21 protein-coding genes and 1 pseudogene are annotated in these 25,455 nt (G+C 40.2%); 7 read left to right on the top strand and 15 right to left on the bottom strand.

Annotated elements, in window-relative coordinates; translation table 11 throughout:
• Positions 1-173: 173 nt before the first annotated feature.
• Both ACR42H_RS10540 and ACR42H_RS10535 read right to left on the bottom strand, forming a co-directional pair.
• Complete coding sequence (locus ACR42H_RS10540) at positions 174-1,148, bottom strand: bile acid:sodium symporter family protein (RefSeq protein ID WP_113882090.1); 975 nt, start codon at positions 1,146-1,148, stop codon at positions 174-176.
• 4 nt (positions 1,149-1,152) lie between these two features.
• Positions 1,153-2,544: an FAD-binding oxidoreductase gene (locus tag ACR42H_RS10535; protein ID WP_113882089.1), complete on the bottom strand. Its 1,392-nt coding sequence runs from the start codon at positions 2,542-2,544 to the stop codon at positions 1,153-1,155.
• Between the two features lie 199 nt (positions 2,545-2,743).
• Between ACR42H_RS10535 and ACR42H_RS10530 the strand changes: the two genes are divergently transcribed.
• Positions 2,744-3,460 carry a FadR/GntR family transcriptional regulator gene (locus tag ACR42H_RS10530; protein WP_113882088.1) on the top strand — a complete coding sequence of 239 codons (717 nt, stop codon included), beginning with the start codon at positions 2,744-2,746 and terminating at the stop codon, positions 3,458-3,460.
• Positions 3,461-3,660: 200 nt separating this feature from the next.
• Here ACR42H_RS10530 and rbsK read toward each other — a convergent pair whose 3' ends face one another.
• The 6 genes and pseudogenes from rbsK to ACR42H_RS10500 form a co-directional block, all read right to left on the bottom strand.
• Positions 3,661-4,542: a ribokinase gene (gene rbsK, locus ACR42H_RS10525; RefSeq protein ID WP_436375975.1), complete on the bottom strand. Its 882-nt coding sequence runs from the start codon at positions 4,540-4,542 to the stop codon at positions 3,661-3,663.
• Between the two features lie 68 nt (positions 4,543-4,610).
• Positions 4,611-5,540: a nucleoside hydrolase gene (locus ACR42H_RS10520; RefSeq protein WP_436375973.1), complete on the bottom strand. Its 930-nt coding sequence runs from the start codon at positions 5,538-5,540 to the stop codon at positions 4,611-4,613.
• A gap of 23 nt (positions 5,541-5,563) precedes the next feature.
• A pseudogene (locus tag ACR42H_RS10515) lies at positions 5,564-6,746 on the bottom strand (NupC/NupG family nucleoside CNT transporter).
• Positions 6,747-6,896: 150 nt separating this feature from the next.
• Entirely contained in the window at positions 6,897-7,814 is a 918-nt protein-coding gene (locus tag ACR42H_RS10510; protein WP_113882084.1) for a pseudouridine-5'-phosphate glycosidase, read from the bottom strand.
• Complete coding sequence (locus ACR42H_RS10505; protein ID WP_166672479.1) at positions 7,815-8,909, bottom strand: carbohydrate kinase; 1,095 nt, start codon at positions 8,907-8,909, stop codon at positions 7,815-7,817. It lies immediately after the preceding gene.
• Between the two features lie 246 nt (positions 8,910-9,155).
• Complete coding sequence (locus tag ACR42H_RS10500) at positions 9,156-10,100, bottom strand: EamA family transporter (protein ID WP_436376892.1); 945 nt, start codon at positions 10,098-10,100, stop codon at positions 9,156-9,158.
• 311 nt (positions 10,101-10,411) lie between these two features.
• Here ACR42H_RS10500 and ACR42H_RS10495 point away from each other — a divergent pair, with 311 nt between their 5' ends.
• The 3 genes from ACR42H_RS10495 to ACR42H_RS10485 all read left to right on the top strand — a co-directional run bounded on the left by ACR42H_RS10495 (position 10,412) and on the right by ACR42H_RS10485 (position 13,282).
• Entirely contained in the window at positions 10,412-11,521 is a 1,110-nt protein-coding gene (locus ACR42H_RS10495; protein WP_436375970.1) for a carbohydrate kinase, read from the top strand.
• Between the two features lie 507 nt (positions 11,522-12,028).
• On the top strand, positions 12,029-12,151 hold the full coding sequence (locus tag ACR42H_RS10490) for a hypothetical protein (protein ID WP_436375968.1): 123 nt from the start codon (positions 12,029-12,031) through the stop codon (positions 12,149-12,151).
• A gap of 6 nt (positions 12,152-12,157) precedes the next feature.
• Complete coding sequence (locus ACR42H_RS10485; protein ID WP_436375966.1) at positions 12,158-13,282, top strand: purine-cytosine permease family protein; 1,125 nt, start codon at positions 12,158-12,160, stop codon at positions 13,280-13,282.
• Between the two features lie 681 nt (positions 13,283-13,963).
• On the opposite strand, the gene ACR42H_RS10480 is transcribed toward ACR42H_RS10485, so the two are convergent.
• Together ACR42H_RS10480 and ACR42H_RS10475 are read right to left on the bottom strand one after the other, a co-directional pair.
• On the bottom strand, positions 13,964-16,009 hold the full coding sequence (locus ACR42H_RS10480) for a sigma-70 family RNA polymerase sigma factor (RefSeq protein ID WP_436375964.1): 2,046 nt from the start codon (positions 16,007-16,009) through the stop codon (positions 13,964-13,966).
• A 162-nt stretch (positions 16,010-16,171) separates the two neighbouring features.
• Positions 16,172-17,083 (bottom strand): SDR family oxidoreductase, encoded by a 912-nt coding sequence (locus ACR42H_RS10475; RefSeq protein WP_436375961.1) that lies wholly within the window; start codon positions 17,081-17,083, stop codon positions 16,172-16,174.
• 97 nt (positions 17,084-17,180) lie between these two features.
• Between ACR42H_RS10475 and ACR42H_RS10470 the strand changes: the two genes are divergently transcribed.
• Together ACR42H_RS10470 and ACR42H_RS10465 are read left to right on the top strand one after the other, a co-directional pair.
• Positions 17,181-18,149 carry a helix-turn-helix transcriptional regulator gene (locus tag ACR42H_RS10470; protein ID WP_436375959.1) on the top strand — a complete coding sequence of 323 codons (969 nt, stop codon included), beginning with the start codon at positions 17,181-17,183 and terminating at the stop codon, positions 18,147-18,149.
• A 368-nt stretch (positions 18,150-18,517) separates the two neighbouring features.
• Positions 18,518-19,087 (top strand): glycerol-3-phosphate responsive antiterminator, encoded by a 570-nt coding sequence (locus tag ACR42H_RS10465; RefSeq protein WP_113882078.1) that lies wholly within the window; start codon positions 18,518-18,520, stop codon positions 19,085-19,087.
• 42 nt (positions 19,088-19,129) lie between these two features.
• Here the strand turns inward: ACR42H_RS10465 and ACR42H_RS10460 are convergent, their stop codons facing one another.
• The gene (locus tag ACR42H_RS10460) at positions 19,130-19,666 is read right to left on the bottom strand and encodes an MgtC/SapB family protein (RefSeq protein ID WP_243856141.1); all 537 of its coding nucleotides are present in this window, start codon (positions 19,664-19,666) and stop codon (positions 19,130-19,132) included.
• Positions 19,667-20,053: 387 nt separating this feature from the next.
• Between ACR42H_RS10460 and ACR42H_RS10455 the strand changes: the two genes are divergently transcribed.
• Positions 20,054-21,976, top strand: a complete 1,923-nt coding sequence (locus ACR42H_RS10455) for a lamin tail domain-containing protein (RefSeq protein WP_113882077.1) — start codon at positions 20,054-20,056, stop codon at positions 21,974-21,976.
• Positions 21,977-22,021: 45 nt separating this feature from the next.
• Here the strand turns inward: ACR42H_RS10455 and ACR42H_RS10450 are convergent, their stop codons facing one another.
• The 4 genes from ACR42H_RS10450 to ACR42H_RS10435 form a co-directional block, all read right to left on the bottom strand.
• Positions 22,022-22,801: an HAD-IIA family hydrolase gene (locus ACR42H_RS10450; RefSeq protein WP_113882076.1), complete on the bottom strand. Its 780-nt coding sequence runs from the start codon at positions 22,799-22,801 to the stop codon at positions 22,022-22,024.
• A 160-nt stretch (positions 22,802-22,961) separates the two neighbouring features.
• Complete coding sequence (locus ACR42H_RS10445) at positions 22,962-23,702, bottom strand: MBL fold metallo-hydrolase (RefSeq protein ID WP_436375954.1); 741 nt, start codon at positions 23,700-23,702, stop codon at positions 22,962-22,964.
• 11 nt (positions 23,703-23,713) lie between these two features.
• A complete protein-coding gene (locus tag ACR42H_RS10440) occupies positions 23,714-24,523 on the bottom strand; it encodes a carbohydrate ABC transporter permease (protein ID WP_113882074.1) in 810 nt (269 codons plus the stop codon).
• Between the two features lie 15 nt (positions 24,524-24,538).
• The gene (locus tag ACR42H_RS10435) at positions 24,539-25,429 is read right to left on the bottom strand and encodes a carbohydrate ABC transporter permease (protein ID WP_113882155.1); all 891 of its coding nucleotides are present in this window, start codon (positions 25,427-25,429) and stop codon (positions 24,539-24,541) included.
• Positions 25,430-25,455 lie beyond the last annotated feature (26 nt).

Raw genomic sequence — 25,455 nt, 5'->3', positions numbered from 1 at the left:
AAGTGCCAAAAAGCATGGGTTCTCCGTTTCTCCACCATAGTTAACTTGTTATGTCAAAATTCTAGTATTATTTGTAAACGATGTCAATAGCTTATAAGACTATTTAGATTGTTTTCGAGAGGTACAAAAAAGGTGCCTGCCCTCTTTTAAGGTCCAGACACCTAAATACATATCTACAGCTTCACTTCAACTGGCTTAACTGCCGTTTTTACTTCACTTTTTACAGCAGGTTTCTTCGACCAATAAGTTGCAAGAATTGGCCCTGAAATGTTATGCCAGGCAGCTGCCAGCACACTTGGAAGTGCTGCCAATGGACCAAAGTGTGCAGTTGCAAGTGCAACACCTAAACCGGAGTTCTGCATTCCAACTTCAATAGCAATCGCTCTTCGGTTTACTTCATCCTGACCAAGTACTTTTCCTGCAAAATAGCCAAGCAGGAGTCCGAATCCATTGTGGAGCATAACGGCTGTAAAAATCAGAAGCCCAGAAGCCGCAATGGTTGCTGAATTGCCTGAAACGACTGCAGCCACAATCGTGATAATAGCAGCTACCGAAATAAGCGGTAATACAGCTAAACTTTTTTCTACTCCCACAGGGAAGAATTTCTTAATGGCCAAACCCAGAACAATCGGAACAATGATCACTTGGACAATGGATTTAAACATGGCTACAGCATCAACCGGCATCCATTGGCCGGCAAGCAAAAGGAGAATCAGCGGTGTCATGATCGGCGCCAATAGAGTTGAGACGGAAGTCATAGCGATGGATAACGGTACATTTCCCTTTGCCAGATACACCATAACGTTAGAAGCCGTTCCCCCAGGTACGCAGCCAAGCAAAACTAGTCCTGCTGCCAATTCTGCCGGCAAATTCAACAGTTTCGCAATGACGAAAGCGACCAGCGGCATGATGATGAACTGTGCACAAACTCCGATTAACACAGGCAGTGGTTTGGTAAAGATGATTTTAAAATCGACTGCCTTCAGTGTAAGTCCCATTCCAAACATGACGACGCCGAGAAGGATGGTAATATAGCCTCCTAACCCCAAAAATGGGTCTGGAAACATAAAGGCAATAACCGATGTTAAGATAACCCACACAGCAAAATATTTTCCTGCAATGGTACTGACCGCTTCTAATACCTTCATATCATCACGCTCCTTCTTTTGTCTTTAAGATTTTATTGGGATTAAAAAGGTTATCTGGATCCAGAGCCTGTTTGATTTTTTCCATCACCTGAAGAGCCTGGCCATGTTCTTTTTGCTGATATTTCTGCTTCCCTACCCCTACACCATGTTCACCCGTGCATGTTCCGCCGCGTTCCAGGGAATAAAGGACAATTTGTTCATTGAACTTTTCAGCCTTAGCCACCTCTTCCGGGTTGCTCATATCAATCATTAGAAGTGTATGATAATTTCCATCCCCCACATGACCGACGATGCCTCCAGGAAGTCCCAAAGAATCTACCGCTTCCCTTGCATGGCTTATAGCGCCAGAAAGTTCTGAAATCGGAAGGCATACATCCGTCACCATCATTTTCTTTCCGGGATGGCCGTGGATATAAGCATAAGCAAGGTTATGCCGGGCCTCCCACAAACGATTTCTTGCGGCATTATCGGTTTCAAATTCAATATCAAGACAGTGATGGTCTTCGACTATTTCTCTTGTGAACGCGATATCCTGCTTCAAACCGGCTTCATTGCCGTGAAATTCCAAAAAGAGTGTTGGACTTTCGTTATAGTTTGTTTCACTGAACAGGTTCACCTGCTTCATGGATGGTTCATCAACAAGCTCTACCCTGGCAATTGGAACACCTGCCTGTAATATGGATACAACCGCTTCAACCGCATCGTTCAAGGATGGAAATGAGGCTCTTGCCGCCATCACATGCTCCGGAATTCCATATACTCTTAATGTCAATTCCGTAAAGCAGCCAAGCGTCCCCTCTGAACCAACGAATAAGCCATTCAAATGGTATCCCGAAGAGGATTTAGCAGCTAAATTTCCTGTATGTATGATCGCCCCATCAGCCAGAACCACTTCCAAATCACGCACCTGATCACGCATGACTCCATATTTCACCGATGTTGTTCCGCTGGCATTAGTTGCCGCCATTCCTCCAAGCGTAGCATCCGCTCCCGGATCCACAGAGAAAAACAGTCCATATTTTTTTAATTCCTTGTTAAGCTGCGTGCGGGTCACACCAGGCTGTACCCGGACAAGGAAATCATTTTCACGCACTTCGAGGATTTTATTCATTAAGGAAAAATCAACCGTAATTCCATGTTCGTAAGGTATGACGTGCCCCTCGAGACTGGACCCCAGACCAAAAGGAACGATTGGAACTTTATATTGGTTTGCCAGCTTTACAACTTCACTAACCTGCTGGGCTGTTTCAGGAAAAACCACAATATCGGGAAGGCTCTCCTTGTGGTATGATTCATCCCTTCCATGCAATTCTCTTACTGTCTGATTTTCTGTTACCTGCTGCTCAGAAAGAACCTCCTTTAAAGCATGCACGAGGCTCATACTAGCTGTTTCCATCCTATATTCCTTCTTTCTTCTGCTGAAAATTTGGTCAAACCAATGCTATAATTGGTCCAACAAGTTAAGTCAATTATACTAACTTATCAGAAAAATTCAATTATTAATTTAATTATTTTTTCAGTATTGATTAATAGATTTTAGGTCTGTTACATTTAGAAAAGTGAATGAGGCCTATTCTGAAAAGAGGTTACGGGGAATGTCGGAGAAAAAAAAGACCTATCTTGTTTTAGTAGATAAAATTATAGAACGCTATTTAGGAGGTAATCTCAAACCGGGTGAAAGGCTGCCTTCAGAAAGAGAATTGGCAGGCCAGTTCAATGTCAGCCGGACAACCATCAGAGAAGCCCTGAGAACCATGGAACTGAACGGGCTCATCGATATCCGCCAGGGAGGCGGAAGCTACGTTAAAGTCTCTGAGGTCATCTCAAGAAAAGAAGAAATCATCACAGCTGTCAAAGCAGAAAATCCGCTAGTTTATGAAATGCTGGAGCTCAGGCGTGCACTGGAAGTTGAATCAGCCTTCCTTGCAGCCAAAAGAGCCACTTCAGCAGACCTGGAGAAGCTGCGTATAGCTCTGAATCATATGGCTCTGTCCAAACAAGACCCTGAGTTAGGGTTAAAAGCTGACCTTGACTTTCACATTGGAATTGCCGAGGCCACCCATAATTCGATTTTCATTGAATTGATACATACCCTTAGGGGGCATATGAAAGATACGATTAAGGCTACACAGAGCCATCGCTTTAAGGACCCGTCCCGTTACGAGGATACGATGGAAGAACATAAGGAAATTTATCTGGCTATTGCTTCTGGAAATGGAGACAGAGCGAAGGAATTGATGGAGGGTCATATTACGAAGATTCGGGAGGAATTGGTAGTGTCGATGGTGTTTGGTTTAGGAAAAGAAATTTAATTATTCTACTTTCTATTTGGCAGGGGGTTGGTGAGTTTAATGTGTAAGACATCGATCGCCAACGCATCATCAATCCCAGTATCAACATCAAATATAATCGGCTTCAAATTCAAACACCTCTAAATGGCCATGCGTACTTCTACCCATTAATCCTCCCATATTTGAATGGGAGGATTTTATGAATAAACTTTTTTAAATTGTTATATTTTTAAGTTCAACCTATTTATAACTCCATCTAAAGAAGGCATGCCACTTTGAGCCCCTTTTTTCTCAACTGCTATAGAAGCACTTGCATTTGCAAATCTTACTGCTTCTTCTATATTTTTTCCTTCTGTTAATGCAACAGCCAAGCTTCCATTAAAAGTATCACCAGCACCTGTTGTATCAACAGGATTCGTTTGAAAACCTTTAATGAATACATGCTTTTTACCATTATAAAAACGGGCACCTTTTTCACCTAAAGTGACAATTAATTTATTAGGATACCTTTCTAATGATTGTTCAATATTTTCACCAAAAATACTCCTACATTCAGATTCATTTGGTGTTATATAAGTTGCCAAATCAATAAATTCATGTTGAAAATGATTGACCGGTGCTGGATTCAATACCACAGGAATATTTTGTTCCTTACATATTTTCAATGCTGTATGAACTGTGTTTGATGGTATTTCCAACTGCATGACCACCATTTCACTCTTCATAATTTCTTTTTTAACAAGTTCTATTTCTTTGGAAGTCAATGAATTATTTGCCCCAGGAACGACAATAATTCTATTATCAGCATTAGATACGATGATTGTAGCAATACCTGTTGTTTCATCAGGCAATAAAAACACATGATTTGTTTTTATGCTTTCTTCTTTCAGTGAAGTCAACGCCATCTTGCCATAATCATCAGCACCACAAGCACCAATCATTTGAACTTCCTTCCCTAATCTCGCTATCGAAACTGCTTGATTTGCTCCTTTTCCGCCAAAAAATGTTGAAAAAGAGGTTCCTAACGTCGTTTCTCCGTTTTTAGGTACGTGATTTGTTTCAACAACTAAATCTATATTTATGCTTCCAATTACGGTAATCATACAATCACCTCACTTTTACTTTTCCGCACCCAGCTTTTTTTCATCCAACTCACTTACGATATTCGATATTAGTATTTTTTTAGAGCTTCAATCATGAGTTGCCAGAAACCTTCGACATCGAGCTCCATGCCGAACTTGGCATTGATTTTCCTGCCCGTGACGCCATGCAGGTCGACTAATGTTGTTCCTGCAGTGAACTCGCCTTTTGTCTCCACGGCAATATTGACAGCTTTCATCTTAAACAGTTCTGGGGCAACAAGATAGGCTACCGCCAACACGTCGTGTACTGGTGCTCCATCGAAATCGAACATTTCTTTATAGGTGGAAGCAAAAAATACTAATAATTCACCGACGATTTTAGCGACTTTATTATCGATCTGGTTCACTTGATGGATCACGTCTTTTGTTGCTAATGCCTGGTGGGTTATATCCAAGCCCATGACAGCGATTGGCAGGCCGCTGTCAAAAACTTTTTTCGCTGCCTCTGGATCAGCCCAAATATTAAATTCAGCCGATGGCGTCCAGTTACCAATGGTTCCTCCGCCCATTAGGACGATTTCTTCAATATTATCCTTAATTTCCGGTGCTTTTGTTAAAGCAAGTCCAATATTGGTAAGCGGTCCTGTCGGAACAAGGGTTACCGGTTCTTTTGATTCTTTTACGAGCCTGATGATTGTATCGACCCCGTGTTCGTCGCTCCAGCTGCGGGATGGTTCTGGCAGCTCCGGGCCATCCAAGCCTGACTCTCCATGGATGCCTGGCGCGTTTTCTCGAAGGCGGACAATCGGCTCACTCGCTCCTTTAGAAACAATGACATCGTGTAAGGAAATTAAATCGCAAATTTTTAACGCATTATCCGTTGTTTTTTCAATTTCGGCATTTCCAGAAACTGTTGTAATTCCTAAAATTTCTAATTCTCGCCGTGCAGCGGCTAAAATAATCGCAATGGCATCATCATGACGTGGATCACAATCTAAAATAATTTTTCTTTGACTCATTCCGATTCACCTCTATTATACTATTACATTACAATCCCCATTATTGTCCCTGAAATGACAGATGCTAATGTTGCACCTAACAATAATTTCAAAGAATATTTGGCAACATAACTTCCTTGTTTTTCACTGATTGATTTAATTGAACCAGCGACAATACCCACTGTTCCAAAATTAGCAAAACTAACCAAGTAAACAGATACGATTGCAACTGTTTTATCAGAAAGACCATATACAATATCACCAAAACTCAACATGGCAACGAATTCATTTGTTACAAGCTTTGTAGCCATAATTCCGCCTGCTTGTACAGCTTCTGCCCAAGGGATGCCTATTATGAAAGCGATTGGGGCAAAAATATAACCGATAACCGTTTGGAAAGAAACATCAAATACGCCTAGGAAAATGACATTAACCAATTCCATTAAGGAAATAAATCCTAATAGCATAGCAGCGACAACGATCACAATTTTAAAACCGTCCATGACGCTATCCCCAACCATTTGGAAGAAAGGAACTCTTTCATTTTCTTCCACTTGAATTAGATCCTCATTTTCTTCTAAATCATATGGGTTAATAATATTCGCAACGATAAGTGCACTAAAGATATTCAATACGACAGCGGTTACAACATATTTTGGCTCTAACATGGTCATATACGCCCCGACCATTGCCATACTGACTGCACTCATTGCTGAGGTACAAATGGTGTAAAGTCTTTGTTGGGATAAAAGGGGAATTTGTTTAATTATCGTCAAGAACACTTCAGGTTGTCCAAGTGCAGCAGTAGATACAGCAAAATAGCTTTCTAATCTACCCATTCCTGTTATTTTACTTAAAATTAAACCTATATATTTGATAATGAATGGAATTCACTTTAATGTAATTAAGGATTCCTATTAATACCGACATGAAAACAAGAGGCAGTAACGCCACAAAGAAAAACGTTGTTGCACCTTCATTTACCATGCCGCCAAAGACAAATTGAATTCCTGCATCAGCAATCTTCATTAAACTTTCAAAAAAAGCGCCCACTTTGGTAAGAACATTAAGACCTATACTCGTATTCATCATGAAGAACACTAATATTATTTGCACGGCCAACATGATAAGGATTCGTTTATACTTAATTTGTTTTCTATCATTACTAACTAAAAATCCAACCACAAAAACAAGTAAAATTCCTGTTATTAAGAAAATAAAATTCATGTACAGCCTCTCCCTTAATATGGCAACGCTTTCAAATTTTCAAAAAAAAACTTCTATAAAGTTTGATTGTTATCGATTATTGTAAACAATAGTCTGATTAGTTAACTTTATAGAAGTTAAATTTATCCTATCTGCGAATATATTTATAAATTATTTAGTTTTGTTATTGAAGCTAACAGCAATTTGGGTTCCTACTTTAGCATTGTGTTTTACTAATTCAATATTGGCATCAAGGCTTTTGCCGCCAGTTATTTCTTTAATTTTACCCAGCAAGAATGGTGTGCTATCTTTACCAACAATATGTTTTTCTTCTGCTTCTTTGATTGCCTGATCGATAATTCCATTGATATAATCTTCATCCATCGCATGTACTTCAGGAATCGGATTTGCGATTACCGCTCCGCCTTTAAGGTCTAATTCCCATTTCACTTTCAATGTATCTGCAATCACTTCGATTGAATCTGTAGAGAAATTTAATTTATGTTCACTTTTTCTTGTATAGAAAGCAGGCAGGACTTCTGTCTCATATCCAATGACAGGAACTCCTTTTGTTTCTAAATACTCAAGAGTCAGACCTAAATCAAGGATTGATTTAGCGCCTGCGCAAATGACAGCCACATCTGTTTGTGCTAACTCTTCAAGGTCAGCTGAAATATCCATAGTCGTTTCTGCACCTTTATGAACCCCGCCAATACCACCTGTTACAAAGATTTTTATATCAGCTAAATTGGCACAAATCATGGTTGTTGCAACAGTCGTTGCACCTAGTTGTTTCGTAGCAATAATTTGCGCTAGATCACGCCTTGATACTTTAGCAACACCCGAACTTTTTCCAAATAACTCTAATTCATCATCTGTTAAACCGATTTTAATTTTTCCATCAATGATCGCAATGGTAGCTGGAACGGCACCGTTGTCACGAACAATTTGTTCGACTTCACGAGCCATTTGTACGTTTTGTGGATAAGGCATACCATGAGAAATAATCGTAGATTCTAATGCTACAATGGCTTTCCCTTCTGTTTTTGCTTGCTGTACCTCTGCAGATAGTTCAATATATTGTTTCATTTACATTTCCTCCATATCTAATATAAATTGTTTTTGAGATAATTCTTGCCTAACTGTATACTTTGACATAATGGTTTTATGTGCATTGACCAAACCAGATTTGATAATGTGGTCCAATTCTTTCTTTTGCAGCCAGGAATAAATAACTCCTGAACAAAATGAATCTCCTGCACCTGTCACATCAACTACCTTTGGTGTTTCGATAGCTGGGAAATAATAAATCTCTCCATTCTCAACCCCCGCCATTACACCTTTAGATCCATTAGTCACAATCACATTTTTCACACCAAGCTTCAACCACTTTTTAACAGCTTCTTCCCAATCTTTCTTATCATTCATGATCATGTTCATGTAGGTCTCGGTTTCATCTTTGTTTACTATGAGCCAGCTCACTGCATTCAACGATTTTGGAAGCCTGTTCATTTTAGGCACTGACACTGGGATAATTGCTAATGGAATATGATGTTTGGAAGTAAAGGAACAGAGAAAATCAATCGTTTCACTCGGGCAATTCAAATCAGCAATGACACATTTAGCTTTTCTGAGTATATGGCTGTTTTTGATCAGCAGCTCAGGTGTAATGTTTTCATATATATCCATGTCAGCTACTGCGATTGATAGATCGCCATTTTTATCTAATACTGCCGTATAGGAACCTGTAGACGAATGTTCAAAGGCAGCAACATGCTCCAGATTCATAAATGGAGATGATAAATCATAAATCTCTTTCCATTCTGAATCGTTCCCTCTGGCTGATAATAAGATGACTTCCTCACCAAGCCTTCCCAGGTTTTCCGCAATATTTCTTGCCACTCCTCCTACCGATGTAGAAGATTTAACTGGATTAGATGTTTCATGAGTGATCACATGTTTTGCATAAAATTTTCGATCAACATTCGCTCCGCCAATACAAATTATAGGATTTGTTTCATTTAACACATAAGCTTTGCCTAATATATATTCCTTCTTGATTAACCCGGAAATAATATTGGCAATGGAGGACATGGATAAACCAACTGCTTCTGATAATTCCTGCTGAGAGATAAATGGATTTTCTCTGATCAAGTCTGCGATTAATTTTTCATTTTCGCTCATTTCAATAGTCATGGTATCCCCCCTCTCTCTCAATCTCTCCAAACAAAAGTTTATTCGATAAACACATGTTCAGTATACGCTTTCATTTTGAATTGTCAATAGTGCTGTGAAAAACAGAACTCATACTTTATCATTTTTTTAAGACTTTGTTAAAACACGGATGCTGTTTCCCATGCAAGAAAGCCCGCTCTTTCAAGGGAAAACGGCGGGCGAAAAATTTTTTTCGAATTACTGAAAATGTAAACATCAACTGCTATGTTTTTTCAAATCCTTTAACACTGCAGGCAGCTTTTTTGTTTTTAAACTTTTCATATTAATTGTTAATCCGTTTCTGCTTAGCAGGACTGGCAGCCCCATTCCTAGAATAATGGTTACGATCCCAACTATTTGAAGTGCAGTAACTGTTTCACTTAATAAAATAACAGATACCATTACGGCAATAGGCAATTCAATCGCACTCAATATCGATGACGTTCCTAAACCAACTTTAGGAACGGCTATTGTGAACAGGAAAACCGGTATGATCATTCCAAATAACCCCAACGCTAAACCATAAAGCCAAAGACCTCCGTTAAACAAAGTCCCATTCCAAATAATTTCCGGCGATTGAAATACTGCAGTTGTCATAAAAGCAAAGAAGGAAACCCATACTAACCGATTAGAAGTTGTCATAGATGCATTTGCCCTTCCATTGGCAAATAAAAATAGTGAATAACAAAGAGCTGCTGCTAACCCCCATAACCACCCTTGAAATGGTATCTGAGATAAATCAACATCGATTAAACCAGCTGCGGGTATTGTTCCTGCTACCAATATGATTAAAGAGAGTGATTCAATTCGACTTGGAAATTGACGTTTTGTAATACAAGAGATTAACATACCTATCCATGTAAATTGAAACAGCAGGACAACTGCCAAAGAAGCTGGCAAATAGTTCAAGGAATGTCCATATACAATATTTGTTAAACCAGTTAAAACGCCAGCAATAATAAGAATTTTTATTCCATTAAAGCTAAATTTTCTTCTGTTTGAAAGCAAGAATATGCCTGAAGCGAGGCAAAAGCCAATAAAAAATTGACTTGTAACTGCTTCTGAAACCGAAAAACCACTCCTCATTGCTAGTTTTATAATCGTAGAAACAACACCATAACTGCTTGCCGCTATCACTACCAGCAGGGGATACAGATAGATTCTCATGATATATTCCTCCTCATACATGTTTTTGAATGGACTTTAACTATGATTTTAAAAATTCCAAAAAAAATCATAATCTCCAATATAAATCACAGATTGACTTTTTTGCAATGTATTTTTTGGTTATAATGGATTGATTAATTAATCCGATCAGTCCATTTAAAATCAGGTTATTATGTATTGCCAGGTACAAATATGGTTGTCTGGCAGATGCATTCATCAAACTTTTAAGAAAGTGAAATGTGTGAGAATGGGTCCTTAATTTAATAAGTTACAAACTATTGATTGAGGAGAAATGAGGTTGTTTCATGGATAAAGAGAAACAAATTTTAGATTACATAAAAATGAATCCTTTTATTTCACAGCAAGAATTATCAAGTAAAGTAGGCTTATCACGACCTGCCGTTGCTAATTATATTGCTAACCTGACGAGACGGGGTGAAATCAAAGGCCGCGGCTATATTCTGCGAGATGAATCGCAGATTGTCTGTATTGGAGGAGCCAACACAGACCGGAAAGCACGGACAGATCATAAAGTGCGTCTGTATTCATCAAATCCGGTAAAAATAACGGAGGCTTGCGGCGGTGTAGCACGTAATTTTGCCGAAAATTTAAGTCGGCTGGGCGTAAACACTTCTCTGATTGCTTGTGTGGGAAATGATAGAGAGGGCAACTGGATCCTAAATGAAACGAAAAGCCATGGGGTTGATGTTAGTCAAGTATGGGTGCTGCCTGCAGAACGGACCGGGACATTTACAACCTTGTTAGATATTGATGGCGAAAGCATTGTCTCTATGGCCGATATGAATATTTACGAAAAAATAACAACTTCCATGTTTGAGGAAAAATGGTCCCATATTGCTGCCTCGCAAGCTGTTTTTCTCGATACGAATCTTCCTAAGGAATGTATAAATTATGTGATTAAACGCTGCAGAGATGTAAACATTCCATTGTATATTGACCCTGTGTCTTCAGCCAAGGCACAAAAACTTCCTTTGCGTCTTGACGGTGTTGAACTGCTGCTCCCTAACCGGGAAGAAGCAGAAATCCTTGCTGAAACAAAAATTGACTCAATCAGCGACTGCCAAATTGCCTGTGAAAAAATTAGAAAGCGTGGCGTTGAAAACGTTATTATAAAGCTTGGTGATCAGGGGATTTATTATTTCTCTGATGAGGAATCCGGGCATTTGTCTCCTGTCAAAACGGATGTTGTTGATGTCACTGGGGCTGGTGAAGCTTTTGCTTCATGTGTCATAAATGGACTCATGAACGAAGAATCGTTGTTTAGTGCTTGCCAGTTAGGACTGGCTGGTGCTGCTCTTACCATTCAAACTGATGAATCTATATCATCATTTTTAAAACCTGAAAAACTTGATGAAATAGTAAGGAATTTTATGGATGAAAATCCAAAGGTTTAAGCTGCAATTATCGATCCTTGATAAAAGAGGGTGACTCAAAAGATCGTTATATGACGATCTCTTGGGTCACCCTCTTCGTTGTTGCCTGCTTATAAGATTGGCTCTTTCAATCCTGCATTAAATCCAGATGCAAAACAATAGTATAGCAGAATACGTACATTAACCTAATATGCCAATTATATACGGGTTTGGAGCCTTTCTGAGATAAAAGCAGTCTATGACGTCTAGAAGTGCTATAAATGTGAAATATAACAGAATATGTTGAATTGTCACGTTTGAGTACAATTTATTATTATTGATACTATATTATTATTGGAAAATAATAATGAATTAACTTATTTGCAGAGTATCCTTGTGAAAAACATCACGAAAGGGAGTTGATACTGTAGAGATTTGATACCTCTAAAGGTAACAATCGAAACGAAGAGTTAAGTGATGATTACTCATTGGATAGAGTACCTCTTAACAAAAGAAACATGGGCTGGTTAAGTTCTACTAACATCACATTTGGAATTACAACGGCTATCTTCTATTCCCAAATTTGGTGCAATCAATGCCATCATTTCAGCTCTATACGCCATTTTTGTTGCCGGGATCCTTGGAACATTCATTGCCTATTTATCTGCATAATCGGGAATGAATGTGAACTTATTATCAAGGGGCGGTGGATTTGGCTATATTGGCGCATCATTAACCTCTATTATTTATGCTACTAATTTTATAATGTACTTTGCGCTTGAAGGGTTAATTCTAGTAGCAGCTGTACACGAATTCCTTCCCGCTATCCCAAAATGGGCTTTAGTTCTTTTCTTCGGTACGATTGTCATTCCGTTAAATTGGTTTGGGATCAAGCAATTGGACAAATTGCAAAAATGGTTATTGCCTCTATTCGGTATTTTTTTAATTGCTGCAATTGTTGTGGCGCTCTCAATCCTTCCAGTTATGATAGGAGTTTTTGGACCTATATGCCAGAAAATGTCAAATTGGAGGGACCGCCTTATTGCTATGTATTGGAATGCAGCACGAATTCTGGGTTTAACACCACTGCTTACTTCTGATTATGCTCGTTTCTTGAAACCAAAGGATACAAAAATTGGAATATCCGCAATCGGATTTGTTCCGCAGATTTTTTGTTTTGGTGTGATGGGCGGTATTGGAATTTGGTTCGGTGTTCGACTCGGAGAGCCAAATCCTGGAGTATATATTGTCCTGCTGCTTGGTATCTGGGGAGCTCTATTTACAATGATCACTCAAATAAGAATTAATGTGACAAATATCTATAGTGGTTCATTGTCACTATCCAACTTTTTCGAAAATGTTTTTAAGTTTAAACCAGGCAGGCGCTTTTGGGTAGTGGTTCCAGGAATATCCGCAATTATCCTGATGCTTGGAGATATTGTGAATCATCTTGAAACTGTACTGACTTTCCAGGGAGTTTTCCTATTATCCTGGGCGGCTATTTTAGTTACAGATGCTGTTTACATTAAGAAAATTTTAAGAATCGGGCCTGGCTATTATGAGGCCAGACAACAGAATTTATATAAATGGAATCCTGTTGGTGTCGGCTCACTACTGATTGCAACCAGCCTAGGAACGGTTGCTGCACTAGGACTTATGGGAACATTCCTGCAAAGTACTGCAGCATTTTTTGCGGCTCTGCTCGCATCAATCATAACAATTATATTAGCTGTTGCAACCAAAGGAAAATACTATATTAAGCAAGAAGCCAATGATAATGAAAAAAATGAATATATTGCATAGATTTTTTAACTCTCTACTTATAAGATAACCTTGTTAATCAAAGTTTCTATCAAGGATTTTATTTATTTTATTTTGGATAGTTAGAGCTAATTTTTGTTCTTTGGTTCCTGAGCGAAAGATATTATATCTCAGGAGTAATACCGTGAATCTTGCATCTCTTTGTTAAGCGTAATTAAAGTTAAGTCTGATAGAAAACCAATTTTCCTCCTCCGAAATTTAAATAAACACAGCAGGAATCCTCTGTTATGACCTGCTGCTTCTTTAAAAACTATCTGCAAGAAACACTCGAATAGTACAATATGCGGGAACACATCCTAAATATGCTTTTACTCCTGAAGAAATTAAAAAGATACACAAAAAACCGCACAGCATGTTCACTTTACGGCATTAATATGTATTTTTTTGAAAAATATTCAATTCTACTATGCTAATATTGAGGGAATGGAGATGATTACTCAACTGCGGTTAAGAATAGTATTGGTATTTATCACCTTTACCTTATTCTAAAAAAGAAAAGAAGCAGGCAATCCTTATCGGGTTCCTGCTTTATCTCTTAATATCAGCTCCGTCTTAATCTCTACCTCTATTGAATATATGAGACAACACAATGGTATGGGTTAGTCATAAAACTCTATTAACCTTATCTTCTTGGAACCACTGTTATCGACCTCTGCCCCACACCTAATCCAACGAAATCCTCACTTTATCATCCAAATATTTCGTTTTGCTATATCCAGTAATATTCAGACTTTGAGGGATCACTTTATCGCCATGTAACTTCAAGCTTTGAACCGTAAAGAAGTGACGGGGCTGTTCCATTTCTTCGTATATTTTTGGTGTGACTTTATTCATATCATATTCTTTCCCATTTTTATCAACAATCACTCCTTCATAGTCTCCCTCCATTGAATTTTCACCTTGCTCAGTCTCAATAAAGTAATGAAGCGATTCATACGCTCGATTCTTAATTTCATGATTGCTGAAGATAACGGTGGACGGCTGACCAATTTCCACCTTATCAATGGAGATGGTGCTGCCTGCATATTTAAAGGTTTGAGGGTATTCCTTGGAAGCATCAAGTTTAATTGTTTTATGATCTTCAATTGATAAATACACACTGCCAAATTGAACCTTAACCTCATTTGTTTCTTTTTCAAAAAGAGGTTCAAAATTCGCCTGAAAAATACTCCAACTTATATCTGGCTGATTATGCACATAAGAATTTCCATATTGATCAGCTTTCAAAAATTGATTGTTAACTTCAAGATCATTAAAATTAATCATTTCTATTCGCTTCGCTGACTGTTCATTATTAATGCCATATTGCAAAATTGTCGCTGACGGAGCAAGGATTAGTTTATCCAGCCGAACCGGAACTCCCTCAATTTCTATATTTTCATCCAATGCATACTCGGTAGAAGGCTGTTTTGTTAAAGGAATTTCAAAGTTCCACTCTCCTGGTTTCTGCTCCATACTCATATAAGAATCAGAGGTCTTACGTATTATTTTCATTACATTATTAATTTTGAGCTTAATTGTACCTTTATCCTCTTTTAGCGGCGGCAGACTAATCTTCCCATGATAAGTGTTCTTTTTCTTATTGTTGAGCTCCGATTCAAAGTCAGGAGGATAGTACCTTTGATGAGTATAATCATTCATGATCTTTCGTTTGTCCTCAATATAAACGCTATCATCATAATTTATCAAAAATTGATTGTTTCCATTTGTATCTTCTATTTCATAAAATATAAGGGTCTGAACATCATCAGCAATCGCACTCTTAATCTTTATTTTCACCCCATCACTTTCTGCTTCCAGGTTCAGCCTTTCACCCACATCCTCCTGCAGAAAGGCCCGCAGCTCCTGGTTTTCCTCTGTCCAGGTGTAATAAAGTTTTGAAAAGACACCTGTAATTCCCCCTGCTAAAATGGCTAAAACGAATATACTTGCCGCAATAACCCCATTTCTTTTACGTTTACTCTTCTTTTGCTGAATGAGACTTTCCCTTTGTGCAACTCTTTCTTTGATATTTCCCATAAAACCTTCGGGTACACCGAATTTCTCAATGGCTTCAGTAAAGCTCACCATAACTTCCTGTAAGGCAGCTAAATCCTCCTGGCAGTCCTGGCAATGATAGATATGCTTTTCAAAATCAATTTTTGCAGGCCGTTCCAGGTTTTTCTCCAGATAATCAATGTAAATCTTTTGATACTCGATACAGCCGTGATAGTGCTCTCCATATCCCATTCCGTTTCTGAGTGACTGGAGTCCTGAGAATAAAAGCTCCTTAACCTGTTCGGCTGAAACCTGGAGAAGCTGTGCTGTTTCGTCCTTTGTGAGACCCTTTATGTATGTTAAAACCAGTACTTCTCTTTCCTTCTCTTTTAACTGATGGAGTGCATGAAATAACTCTTGATAGGAATCACTTTCCTCCGAAGCTTGTAAACTTTTATTATGAGAAAGCTCCCGGCAGATACGGATAAAAATGGATAAAACCCACATTTCGAAAAATGTGCGGCTTTTAAACCTTGGCAGCTCCTTATGCACCTGTAAAATGGCCCGATAAAAAAGCTCCTCAATCTTGCGCTGGTTCCCAAGATAAGACCAGCCAATTGCATAAAAGGATTGCTGATGCTGTTCAAACCAGCTAACAATGGATTCTATGTCTTTTACTCTAATCGTCACTGGTAAAATGGGATTATTCTTTACTGGGATGATCAAGACCATTCTCCCCTCTATGTATAACTACTTAATTTATATACCTGGTTTTATTATAACGATTAAAGTGATATTGTTCACCAAAATTTGGATATAAAAGTCAGGCTCCCTTAGGCAAATTAAAAAACTCCTTTTGCAGGAGTTCTGCAAAGGAGTTTTTCCAATAAAAAGCTATCTATATCCCTCAGCATTGGCCGGTTTCCCCGCCTCCTGAACCTCAACCAAATATCGGAAAGCATCAGGCTGCGAACCGTCCAGATCATGAAAATTGTACATTTTGGCCAGCTGGCCACTAGAATAGGACCCGCCATTCAACCGTTTATTATCAGGATCTTTTGCTATAGCACTAATTGCACGGCCTATATACCTTGGTGTTTCTGAGATCACGAAATGAGGTTCCTTTTCGGCTGCGTCTTTCCAGTTCTCTTCTGTTACCCCAAACACCTCGAGCATGATTTCAGAACGCATCCAGCCAGGTGAAACAGCAACCGCTGTGCAATCATAAGGAGCAAGTTCATGTGCCAGCGCTTTAGCCATGCGGATAACCGAGCTTTTAGCCAAATCATAAAATAGAGAAAGACGGTAACGATTTTGATTGTACTCCTCTGTTCCGTCTGTGATTTCGGCAACTAATCCGCCTTTGTTTTTGATCAGGAGCGGAAGGGCATAATGACTTGTGATAATATGCGTATCAATCGCCAGACGAAGCATTCTCATCCCCTTCTCCAGGGAATGCTCCCAAACAGGTATATCCCATTCCATCAAATTTTCGCTTCCCCATATATCATTGACGAGGATATCCAGCCTTCCCTGTTCCCTCTCTATTCTTTCAATCAATGACTGCACCTGTTCAGGTATCAGATGATCCACTTGGACAGCAATACCATTACCACCCAGTTCGTTGACTAATTCAGCTGTTTCTTCAATGGTTTCCTTACGGCCATATTCCGACATCTGATTTCGTGTCGTACGACCTGTAACATACACTGTAGCTCCTGCAGCCCCCAGTTCCATGGCGATGCCGCGGCCAGCTCCCCGTGTTCCTCCGGCTACCAATGCAATTTTTCCTTTTAATGCCGTCATTCCTATCTGCCCCCTTTTGTGTTATATCTATACTATAATCATTAATGTTGACATCCAATGTCATATTTAACATTTTTATTGTCCAGGAGTGAAATGAATGCGGGCTGACAGACTCATTTCTATATTATTATTGCTTCAAAATAACGAAAGAATGACCACAAGGGAATTAGCAAAAGAATTGGAGGTAACAGAACGCACCATACACCGGGATATGGAAGCCTTAAGCGCTGCAGGCATTCCAGTCCTCGCTGAACGCGGAAAATTTGGCGGATGGAGACTGCTTGAGAAATACAGAACAAATCTTACCGGGTTAAAAGCAGATGAAATTAAAACACTGCTTCTCTCCCCTTCTTTCCAGCACCTTGCGGATCTAGGAATAAGCGATGATTGGAAAGAAGCACGCCAGAAACTCCTTGCAGCGATTCCCGCTCCAATGAAAGATGATGTTAAAGACATTTCCAACCGGATTCATATTGACACCGGCACTTGGAGACAAACACCACGGGAAATGAAGTCATTTGGAATAGTACAGCAGGCCGTTTGGGAGGAGAGAATGCTTCAGATTCAATATGAAAAGGCTGATAAACAAACGAGCGATCGAATCGTAGAGCCATTAGGACTGGTCGCTAAAGGGAATACCTGGTATCTCATAGCTGCTTCTGATGAAAAGATAAAAAGCTATCGTGTTTCAAGAATAGTGGATGCAGAACTTATGAATGAGAATTTCAGCAGGCCCAGCGACTTTGATCTAGCAGACTATTGGTTGAAATCAAAGCAGACATTTATTAGCACCCTGCCTAAGTTTGAGGTGGATGTTGAGATGTCTCCGACCATTATTCAGCGGATTAATTTTACTGGGCGATTCGTACAGGTGATACACATGGATAATCCTAAGGATAATGGATGGATTCCGGCAAGTCTTTGCTTTGATACTGAACAAGAGGCTAGAGAGTATATACTTGGGTTTGGGAATCAAATTAAGATTGTAAGGCCTGTTTCGCTTAGGAAAAGTGTTAGGGGGATGGCTGAAGGTGTGGTTAATTTATATAGTGAAAATGAGAGATAAGCAGAAAAAGTATTCTTGAGATCAGTAGTGCCTTTCTTAATCATTGACTTACTAACTCTAGGTCAACTCAACTCCTTCCATTCTGCACTCTACTGTATTCTATATATGTCACAATACATAAGATTTGGTGAGTTTACTCCTTAATTGCTGTTTAACTAAAAAAACCTTAAAGGGAAAGATTTCACTCTATAATTGTCAAATCATATCTTTATATTCCTTATAAACTACGATAGTTTGCAGTTATTTTATTCTTGCCCTGGATGAATAAATTAATTAACGATACGTTAATCACCCACTGCAAAAGTAACTAACCAGTTCAAATTTATGCTATAATATAGAATATTCAGACTATTGAAGGAGCATAGCAGATGAAACAAAATATTATTGACATTGTCCAATCACAAGTGATTGCATCAATCAAGGAAGAAGACGACCTTGAAAAGGCAGTCCGGTCAAAAGCCAACATCGTCTTCATCCTTACTGGAAATTTGATTACGATGAATGGATACCTGAAAAAACTAAAACAAGCCGGCAAAACTACCTTCATCCATATTGATTTCATCGATGGACTGTCCAACACAAAGAGTGCCATTAAATACATAGCAGAAATCTGGAAGCCAGCCGGCATCATCACAACGAAGAGCAACCTGATTAAATATGCAAAGGAAGAAGGCCTAATGACGATCCAGCGCCTTTTTCTTATTGATCGCAATGCTCTTGTCAAGGGTATCGATATCGCACATAATTGTAGGCCGGATGCAATCGAAGTTCTTCCTGGTCTTATGCCATCTGTTATTGATAAACTGACGACAATGACAGCGCTGCCGATCATCGCTGGCGGCCTGATCAGTCATAAGGAAGACATTCTGAATGGATTAGGGGCCGGTGCACTCGCCATTTCCTCTGGTGATCCAAAGCTCTGGAACCTGGATCTTTAACCAAATAGAGCTCAATTCACAAGAGTTGAGCTCTATCTCTTTTCAAGTTCCAACCTCTTCCTGATTTTCTTCTTCTGTCTTTCTTTTTTTCTTAAACCTTGGAAAACGCACTCTCGTAATCTCCCTCTCTTCAAAGTAGTTTCCTATCTTTGTAATGGTGAATGTAACCAACGTTGCGAAGATGACGATGGTATAAAATCCTGCTCCAATTCCAATCCCGACTCCCCCAGCGTAAAAGATCATCGCAGCTGAAGTCAGCCCCTTTACTCTCAACCCGTCTTTCAAGATCACACCTGCACCAAGGAAACCCAGACCTGATACAATCTGAGCTGCCAGACGCATAGGATCCATCACTTTTCCGCTATCCGGCTGACTTAGCAGCTCCGCGCTTTCGATCGAAACAATCGTAATCAGTGTACATGCCACCGACACATACGTATACGTTTTTAAACCAGCCGGCTTATTTTTCGATGTCCTGTCCCATCCGATTAAAAATCCTAATACAGCACTGACCACAATCCGAAAATAAGTCTCATAATGCCAGAAGAATTCAGTCATATACTCCATGTAAACCGCCATCCAACCAACTCCCTTCACGATAAAAAGAGACCACGCCATGAAACGAATGCTAAATCTCCCCACTAAAAGTGGGGAAATCATAGTGTTCGCTTCATAGGTGATCTCTTTTGCTCTTCCTACAAGCCGGGTATATTTTCGTTACTTTTAATTATAAAGCATTTGCTGCTCCACATCAAGTATTATTCTAATAATTCAGAATATACTTAAATATCCTGCCGAATATGCATTGTCACACCAAAGCCCCCATATGATTAAATTAGGAAATAAAATAGTGGGTGGAGATGAAGAGAGCCCTGTGCCAATTGTGTGTACGATGATCGTACATTCTGTTGGCATGGGGTTCTTTTCATTTTTACATAAAAAACATTTTTAAAAGGAGGAAGTTGGTTGAAAATTAAATCAATTAGCTGGCTAGCTGCTTTTATTCTCATTTTAGGAATCGGAATGTTATTAATTCCAGCACAAAACGCCAAGGCAGAAGATGCAAGCATACCCAACCTGTTGATCACGGAATTGATTCCTAATACCGATAACTACGCAGGTTATGATGCATTTGAATACTTTGAGCTTTATAACAATAGCCCGGATCCAATCGACCTGAAAGGATATCGATTCGCTTCCCGTAATTGGGACGAAGAAATCGAGGAAGCATACATTTTGAAGCCTTGGGAAACAGTAGTGGTCTGGACAAGAACCGCATCAATCAGCCCTATTTTACTGGATGCATTTAACTATAACTATTTCTTTTCCTACAAAAGTAAGTATTTAAAAGAAGAGGATACAATCATCCTTGGCAACATCGGCGGACTAGTCAATGGTGGTAACACACTGACCGTTTATGACCCCGATGGCCATGAAGTCGTCAGAGCGGATTATGCAGCAGAGGACGTTTCTCTAAAGAAAACAATCACCTTTACCTATCCTAAGGGCAATACACGGAAAATGGAAAAATTATCAATAAACCAAAACCCGACTCCGGGATGGCTGGTAGAAGATCAAGCCCCAGCTCGTCCAGTAATAGATAAAGAAGCACCGCATCCACCGGTCAACCTGGAGGCGGCTGCTGGCAGTGGAAATGCTACATTGACCTGGGATGCATCTTCTGAAACAGATCTATTCCGTTATCATATTTACAAAGATGGCCATTTCGAATATTCAGTAGATGCATCACAAACAGAATTTCCCCTTTATATGTTGATCGGCAACCAAACGTACTCATTACAAGTAAGCGCAGAGGATACATCAGGGAATGTATCGGAAAAATCGGCCCCTGTACAAGTAATACCAGAACACCAAATCATTACTCAGCTTGAACGATGGAAACATCAAAAAGATCCTGCCTATCAAAGTCTATGGGATATCAGTTCGGAAGGACCGGTGATTGCTGGCCTAGCGCAAGGACTGGTCCCCCAAGGATTAACCTATTATAAGAAAAAAGACTGGCTGCTTACCATAAGCTATGTCGATGATGGAATTCGGCCTGGTACCATTACCGTAACAGATCGCACGACAGGCAAACTGTTAAAATCCGTTGTCCTTTACAACACAGATGGCACACCGTATACTGGTCACGCTGGCGGCGTTACCGTCAGTCGCGATCATGGCTGGGTAGCTTCCGAGAATTACTTGTTCAGCTTCAATTTAAGTGATCTGGAAGAAGCGGAAAATAACGGAGAAATCCAGTTCACAAAACAAATACCATTACCGGTCGAGGCGGCTTACACAGTTTATGATGAGGGCATTCTCTGGGTCGGAGAATTCTATGAGGCAAGCTCCTATCCGACCGATCCATCTCACCATATTGAAAACAGGGATGGAGAAATGCACTACGCCTGGATGATCGGCTTCAATTTGGAACGAAACAACGACTTGCTTGCTGGAGCCCATTGGGATGGCTCACCTGAGCACAATGCTGTGCCGGATTACGTCCTTTCAACAACTGGAAAAGTCCAAGGCGCCATTATACAAAAAGCAGCAAGGAATGGCATCAAGCTAAGTACATCCTACGGAAGAGCAAACGACAGTGTACTATATCGTTATGAATACCCATTAAAAGAAGACCCTCATTCCTATGCCACTGTTGAAGGAAAAGAAGTACCCCTATGGTTCCTTGATGGGCACTCTGCTAAACCACGCCAAAGTATCGAAGCAATACCAATGCCAGAAGGAATCGTAGAAGTACAAAAAGAACTCTACGTCGTGTTTGAGTCCGGAGCAGATAAATACCGCTATACGACCACCTATCCGATGGACAGGATGCTCAAAATTGATATGAAGAAATTGATGATGGATGATAAAGAAATCGAATAACACAAAAAAGGGAGCGGGATTCTATTACCGCTTCCTTTTTTAATATCATTTTAACGATAGCAATCCACTCACCGAGGGTAAGACATAATCTGGCTTCCACGGAGAAACCCTCAAGTCCTCCTTGGTAGTAATCCCACTAAGTACAAGTACTGTTTTCATTCCAGCTTCGATTCCCATCCGGATATCCGTTTCGAGGCGATCACCGATCATCACACATTCATCCGGCTTAAGCTGCAAAATTCCCAATGCTGTTTCAATCGTTAGAATGGATGGCTTTCCGATCTGTACATCAATCGTTTTCCCGGCAACGGCTTCCACCGCACCGATCATTCCGGCACAGTCCGGAACATCGCCGACCTCCATGGGACAGGTTCTGTCAGGATTGGTTGCAATCATCTTTGCACCAAGCTTTACGGACTGATAGGCAAAATTCAAATGATCGTAGTGAAAATCTCGATCCCATGACAGCACAACGACGTCGATCTCTGCTGGTGTCAGCCCTTCCCGAAATCCGGCAAGTGCCAGTTCATCTTTGATTGGCTGCTCTCCAATCACATACAATGCGGCATTAGGATGATGTTCCCGCAAATATTCAATCAAGGTAAGTGTCGGATTCAAAATGTTCTCCAGTCTCGCATTGATCTTGAAGCGGCGCAACTTTTCCACATAACGCTGACGCGATTCAATCGTCTTGTTTGTAAGGAATAGCACTTTCTTCCCCTCATTGAAAAGGGAATTCACCACTGTATCTGCTCCTTCAATCAATTGCTTCCCAAGATATACGGTGCCATCCAAGTCAAAAATATATCCTTTCAAGTTTCTCATTGGTCTCCTCCATCCAATAAAGTGAAACTTCGATCAGTTGGTGTCTTACTGCACGTTAGACTAATAAAAAATTCCTTGAGCATGACGATTCCTCCAATTTAATAATTGGATGCCGCCTAACCCAAGGAATCTCCTCATCTCTATCCTTGTTTCTATTTACCTATACTGTTTTCGTCATCATGTCTTCACCGATGAAGACCTTCAAGTTGTTAAGCTTTGCCACCTCTTCTTCATATGGTTCTTTATCTGACAAGTGGACTAACACAATCTCACCGATTTTATCCAAATCATACTTCACTACAACTTCAAAAAGACTGCTGTGGTTACCGGCCACTTTACGAGCAGATGTCGCCTCATGAATTAACATATCTATATGGTCATACTGTCCGATTAGTGCGTTGATTTCCGTATCACTTGAATAAACGACTACTCGACCCGGGCATCGTACCTCCAGCCCAACAGTAGGAACAGAATGAAGCGCTTTAAAACAGGAAAACGTCATCTCCCCGCCTGACAGCAGCTCCTCTTCCTGATCACCATCAAATGTTTCCACCTCAATGGGAAAGGCGATCGGCCACTTGTCAGCCTCCATTGTCGCCAGCCATTCGTGAAGCTTTTTCTCATTACGGTAATCGCAAAAAATCCGTAAAGGCTTTTTCCTGTCTTCCAGCCACATCCCCCACAGCAAAGATGGCAACCCATATATATGGTCGATATGAAAATGGGTGAACACCACTGCATCGAGCTCACTTAAGTCTATCTGCATCTGCTTCAGTTTCCTGCAAGGATTGCCGCTGACATCGACCAGGACATGATAACCGTCATTCGAAAAGCAAATTGAAGTATTATCGCGATTGGAACCGGGATAGGCACTTCCCGTTCCCAAAAAATGAATATCCATTTAACCACCACCTATTTGATTCCTGAATGCATGAAGCTTGATACGAATTGTTTTTGGAAAATGAAGAAAGCAACTACCAATGGCATGATGACCATTACCGTACCTGCAGCGACCATTCCCCATTGTGCTCCCGTTTCATACGATTGCGCAAACAAGGCAAGTCCGACGGTCAACGGCCGGGACTCGACAGAATCCGTAATAATCAACGGCCACATGAAGTTGCTCCAATGGTGACTGACGGACACGAGCGCAAACGCAATATATGTCGGTTTTGCTGATGGAATGTATACATGCCACAGCGTTTGATACCATTTACAGCCGTCTATTCTCGACGCTTCATCGAGATCATACGGGACCTGCTTAAAAGTCTGGCGCAGCAGGAATACCCCGAATGCTGATGCCCAATACGGCATCATGACGGCCAGCTTCGTATTAACGAGCCCAAGCTGGCTAATAACCTGGTAGTTCGGGAACAACAGAATTTCAGGCTGAATCATCAGCTGGAGCAAAAACAAGATGAACAGTACATTTTTTCCTTTGAAGTTCACCCGCGCAAAAGCAAAAGCTGCAAGCGTAATCGTGAACAACTGGACTATCAGCACGCCAAATACGATGACGAACGTATTGATGTAGTATTGGATAAATGGTGCAGTCTCCCACGCTTTCACATAGTTTTCAACTGTTGGGTTTGAGACCCAGAACGGAAAACCTCCATTGATCACTTGATTCCCGGGAGAGAAAGAAGTGATGATTACCCAAAGCAGCGGGATAAACGAAATGATCCCAAGAACAATAATGATGCCATAGTTCAGTTTTTTCATCTATTCTCACCCTCCTTAATAATGGATTTTCCGATCAAGGTACAAATAGTTGAATGCTGTGATCCCCAGCATGATGACAATCAAAATCACGGTCAGAACGGCAGCTTTGCCAAGATCCCAGTTCGTAAATGCCGCTTCATAGATATGATAGAGCAGCAGATTGCTGGCATTATCCGGTCCACCCTTAGTCATAATGTACAAGTGGTCGACGTTCTTGAATGAATTCGTAATCGCCACGATCATGACGAACAGCGTCGTCGGCATCAGTAGCGGGAACGTGATATGACGGAACATCTGGAGCGGTTTCGCCCCTTCGATCTCAGCCGCTTCATAGACATCTCTCGGTAAATTTTGCAAACCAGCTAAATAAAAAATCATATAAAAACCAGCATCTTTCCAAATGATCATGACAATCATTACAATCATTACTGTATTGGGATTCCCCAGCCAGTTCGTGTCCCCTGCCCCGAACAAATGAAGGAAGTTATCGAGCAGTCCGTACTGAGGGGTGTAAATGAAAAGCCAAATATTCGCTACCGCAATTAACGGAATGATTGTCGGGTAGAAAAACGATGTCCTAAGCAAGGAGCTTCCGGCCATTTTTTTATTCAGCCAGATGGCAAGATACATCGCCAGGAACAAACTCGTTGGCACTGTCCCAATCATGAAGATGATGTTATTCAGGATGACCTTCCTGAATATCTCATCAGCTAAAACTTCTTTATACTGATCCAATCCGGAAAACTGCAGCCGGGTCATCGGACCACTGTAGAAGCTTAACTGGATCGACTTGAGAGTTGGGTAAAACGTAAACATAGTTAAAAAAATGAAAGAAGGAAACAGTAATCCGTAAGCGAACAGATTGTGCCTCGTTCCGGAACTGAATTTTCTTCGCTTCGTTGTCATCAGATCTAACCCACCTTTCTTGTGAA

Source organism: Cytobacillus sp. BC1816, assembly GCF_051353635.1.
Classification (GTDB): Bacteria; Bacillota; Bacilli; order Bacillales; family Cytobacillaceae; genus Cytobacillus; species Cytobacillus oceanisediminis_C.
Note: the sequence above shows the minus strand (reverse complement) of the source record. Positions and strands in the feature narration are given on the sequence as shown.

What these genes read in the sequence shown, in the direction of transcription:
- ACR42H_RS10540 (WP_113882090.1), bottom strand. Translation starts at nt 1,148, where the DNA reads ATGAAGGTATTAGAAGCGGTCAGTACCATTGCAGGAAAATATTTTGCT.
- ACR42H_RS10535 (WP_113882089.1), bottom strand. Translation starts at nt 2,544, where the DNA reads ATGGAAACAGCTAGTATGAGCCTCGTGCATGCTTTAAAGGAGGTTCTT.
- ACR42H_RS10530 (WP_113882088.1), top strand. Translation starts at nt 2,744, where the DNA reads ATGTCGGAGAAAAAAAAGACCTATCTTGTTTTAGTAGATAAAATTATA.
- rbsK (WP_436375975.1), bottom strand. Translation starts at nt 4,542, where the DNA reads ATGATTACCGTAATTGGAAGCATAAATATAGATTTAGTTGTTGAAACA.
- ACR42H_RS10520 (WP_436375973.1), bottom strand. Translation starts at nt 5,540, where the DNA reads ATGAGTCAAAGAAAAATTATTTTAGATTGTGATCCACGTCATGATGAT.
- ACR42H_RS10510 (WP_113882084.1), bottom strand. Translation starts at nt 7,814, where the DNA reads ATGAAACAATATATTGAACTATCTGCAGAGGTACAGCAAGCAAAAACA.
- ACR42H_RS10505 (WP_166672479.1), bottom strand. Translation starts at nt 8,909, where the DNA reads ATGAGCGAAAATGAAAAATTAATCGCAGACTTGATCAGAGAAAATCCA.
- ACR42H_RS10495 (WP_436375970.1), top strand. Translation starts at nt 10,412, where the DNA reads ATGGATAAAGAGAAACAAATTTTAGATTACATAAAAATGAATCCTTTT.
- ACR42H_RS10485 (WP_436375966.1), top strand. Translation starts at nt 12,158, where the DNA reads ATGAATGTGAACTTATTATCAAGGGGCGGTGGATTTGGCTATATTGGC.
- ACR42H_RS10480 (WP_436375964.1), bottom strand. Translation starts at nt 16,009, where the DNA reads ATGGTCTTGATCATCCCAGTAAAGAATAATCCCATTTTACCAGTGACG.
- ACR42H_RS10475 (WP_436375961.1), bottom strand. Translation starts at nt 17,083, where the DNA reads ATGACGGCATTAAAAGGAAAAATTGCATTGGTAGCCGGAGGAACACGG.
- ACR42H_RS10470 (WP_436375959.1), top strand. Translation starts at nt 17,181, where the DNA reads ATGCGGGCTGACAGACTCATTTCTATATTATTATTGCTTCAAAATAAC.
- ACR42H_RS10465 (WP_113882078.1), top strand. Translation starts at nt 18,518, where the DNA reads ATGAAACAAAATATTATTGACATTGTCCAATCACAAGTGATTGCATCA.
- ACR42H_RS10460 (WP_243856141.1), bottom strand. Translation starts at nt 19,666, where the DNA reads ATGGCGGTTTACATGGAGTATATGACTGAATTCTTCTGGCATTATGAG.
- ACR42H_RS10450 (WP_113882076.1), bottom strand. Translation starts at nt 22,801, where the DNA reads ATGAGAAACTTGAAAGGATATATTTTTGACTTGGATGGCACCGTATAT.
- ACR42H_RS10445 (WP_436375954.1), bottom strand. Translation starts at nt 23,702, where the DNA reads ATGGATATTCATTTTTTGGGAACGGGAAGTGCCTATCCCGGTTCCAAT.
- ACR42H_RS10440 (WP_113882074.1), bottom strand. Translation starts at nt 24,523, where the DNA reads ATGAAAAAACTGAACTATGGCATCATTATTGTTCTTGGGATCATTTCG.
- ACR42H_RS10435 (WP_113882155.1), bottom strand. Translation starts at nt 25,429, where the DNA reads ATGACAACGAAGCGAAGAAAATTCAGTTCCGGAACGAGGCACAATCTG.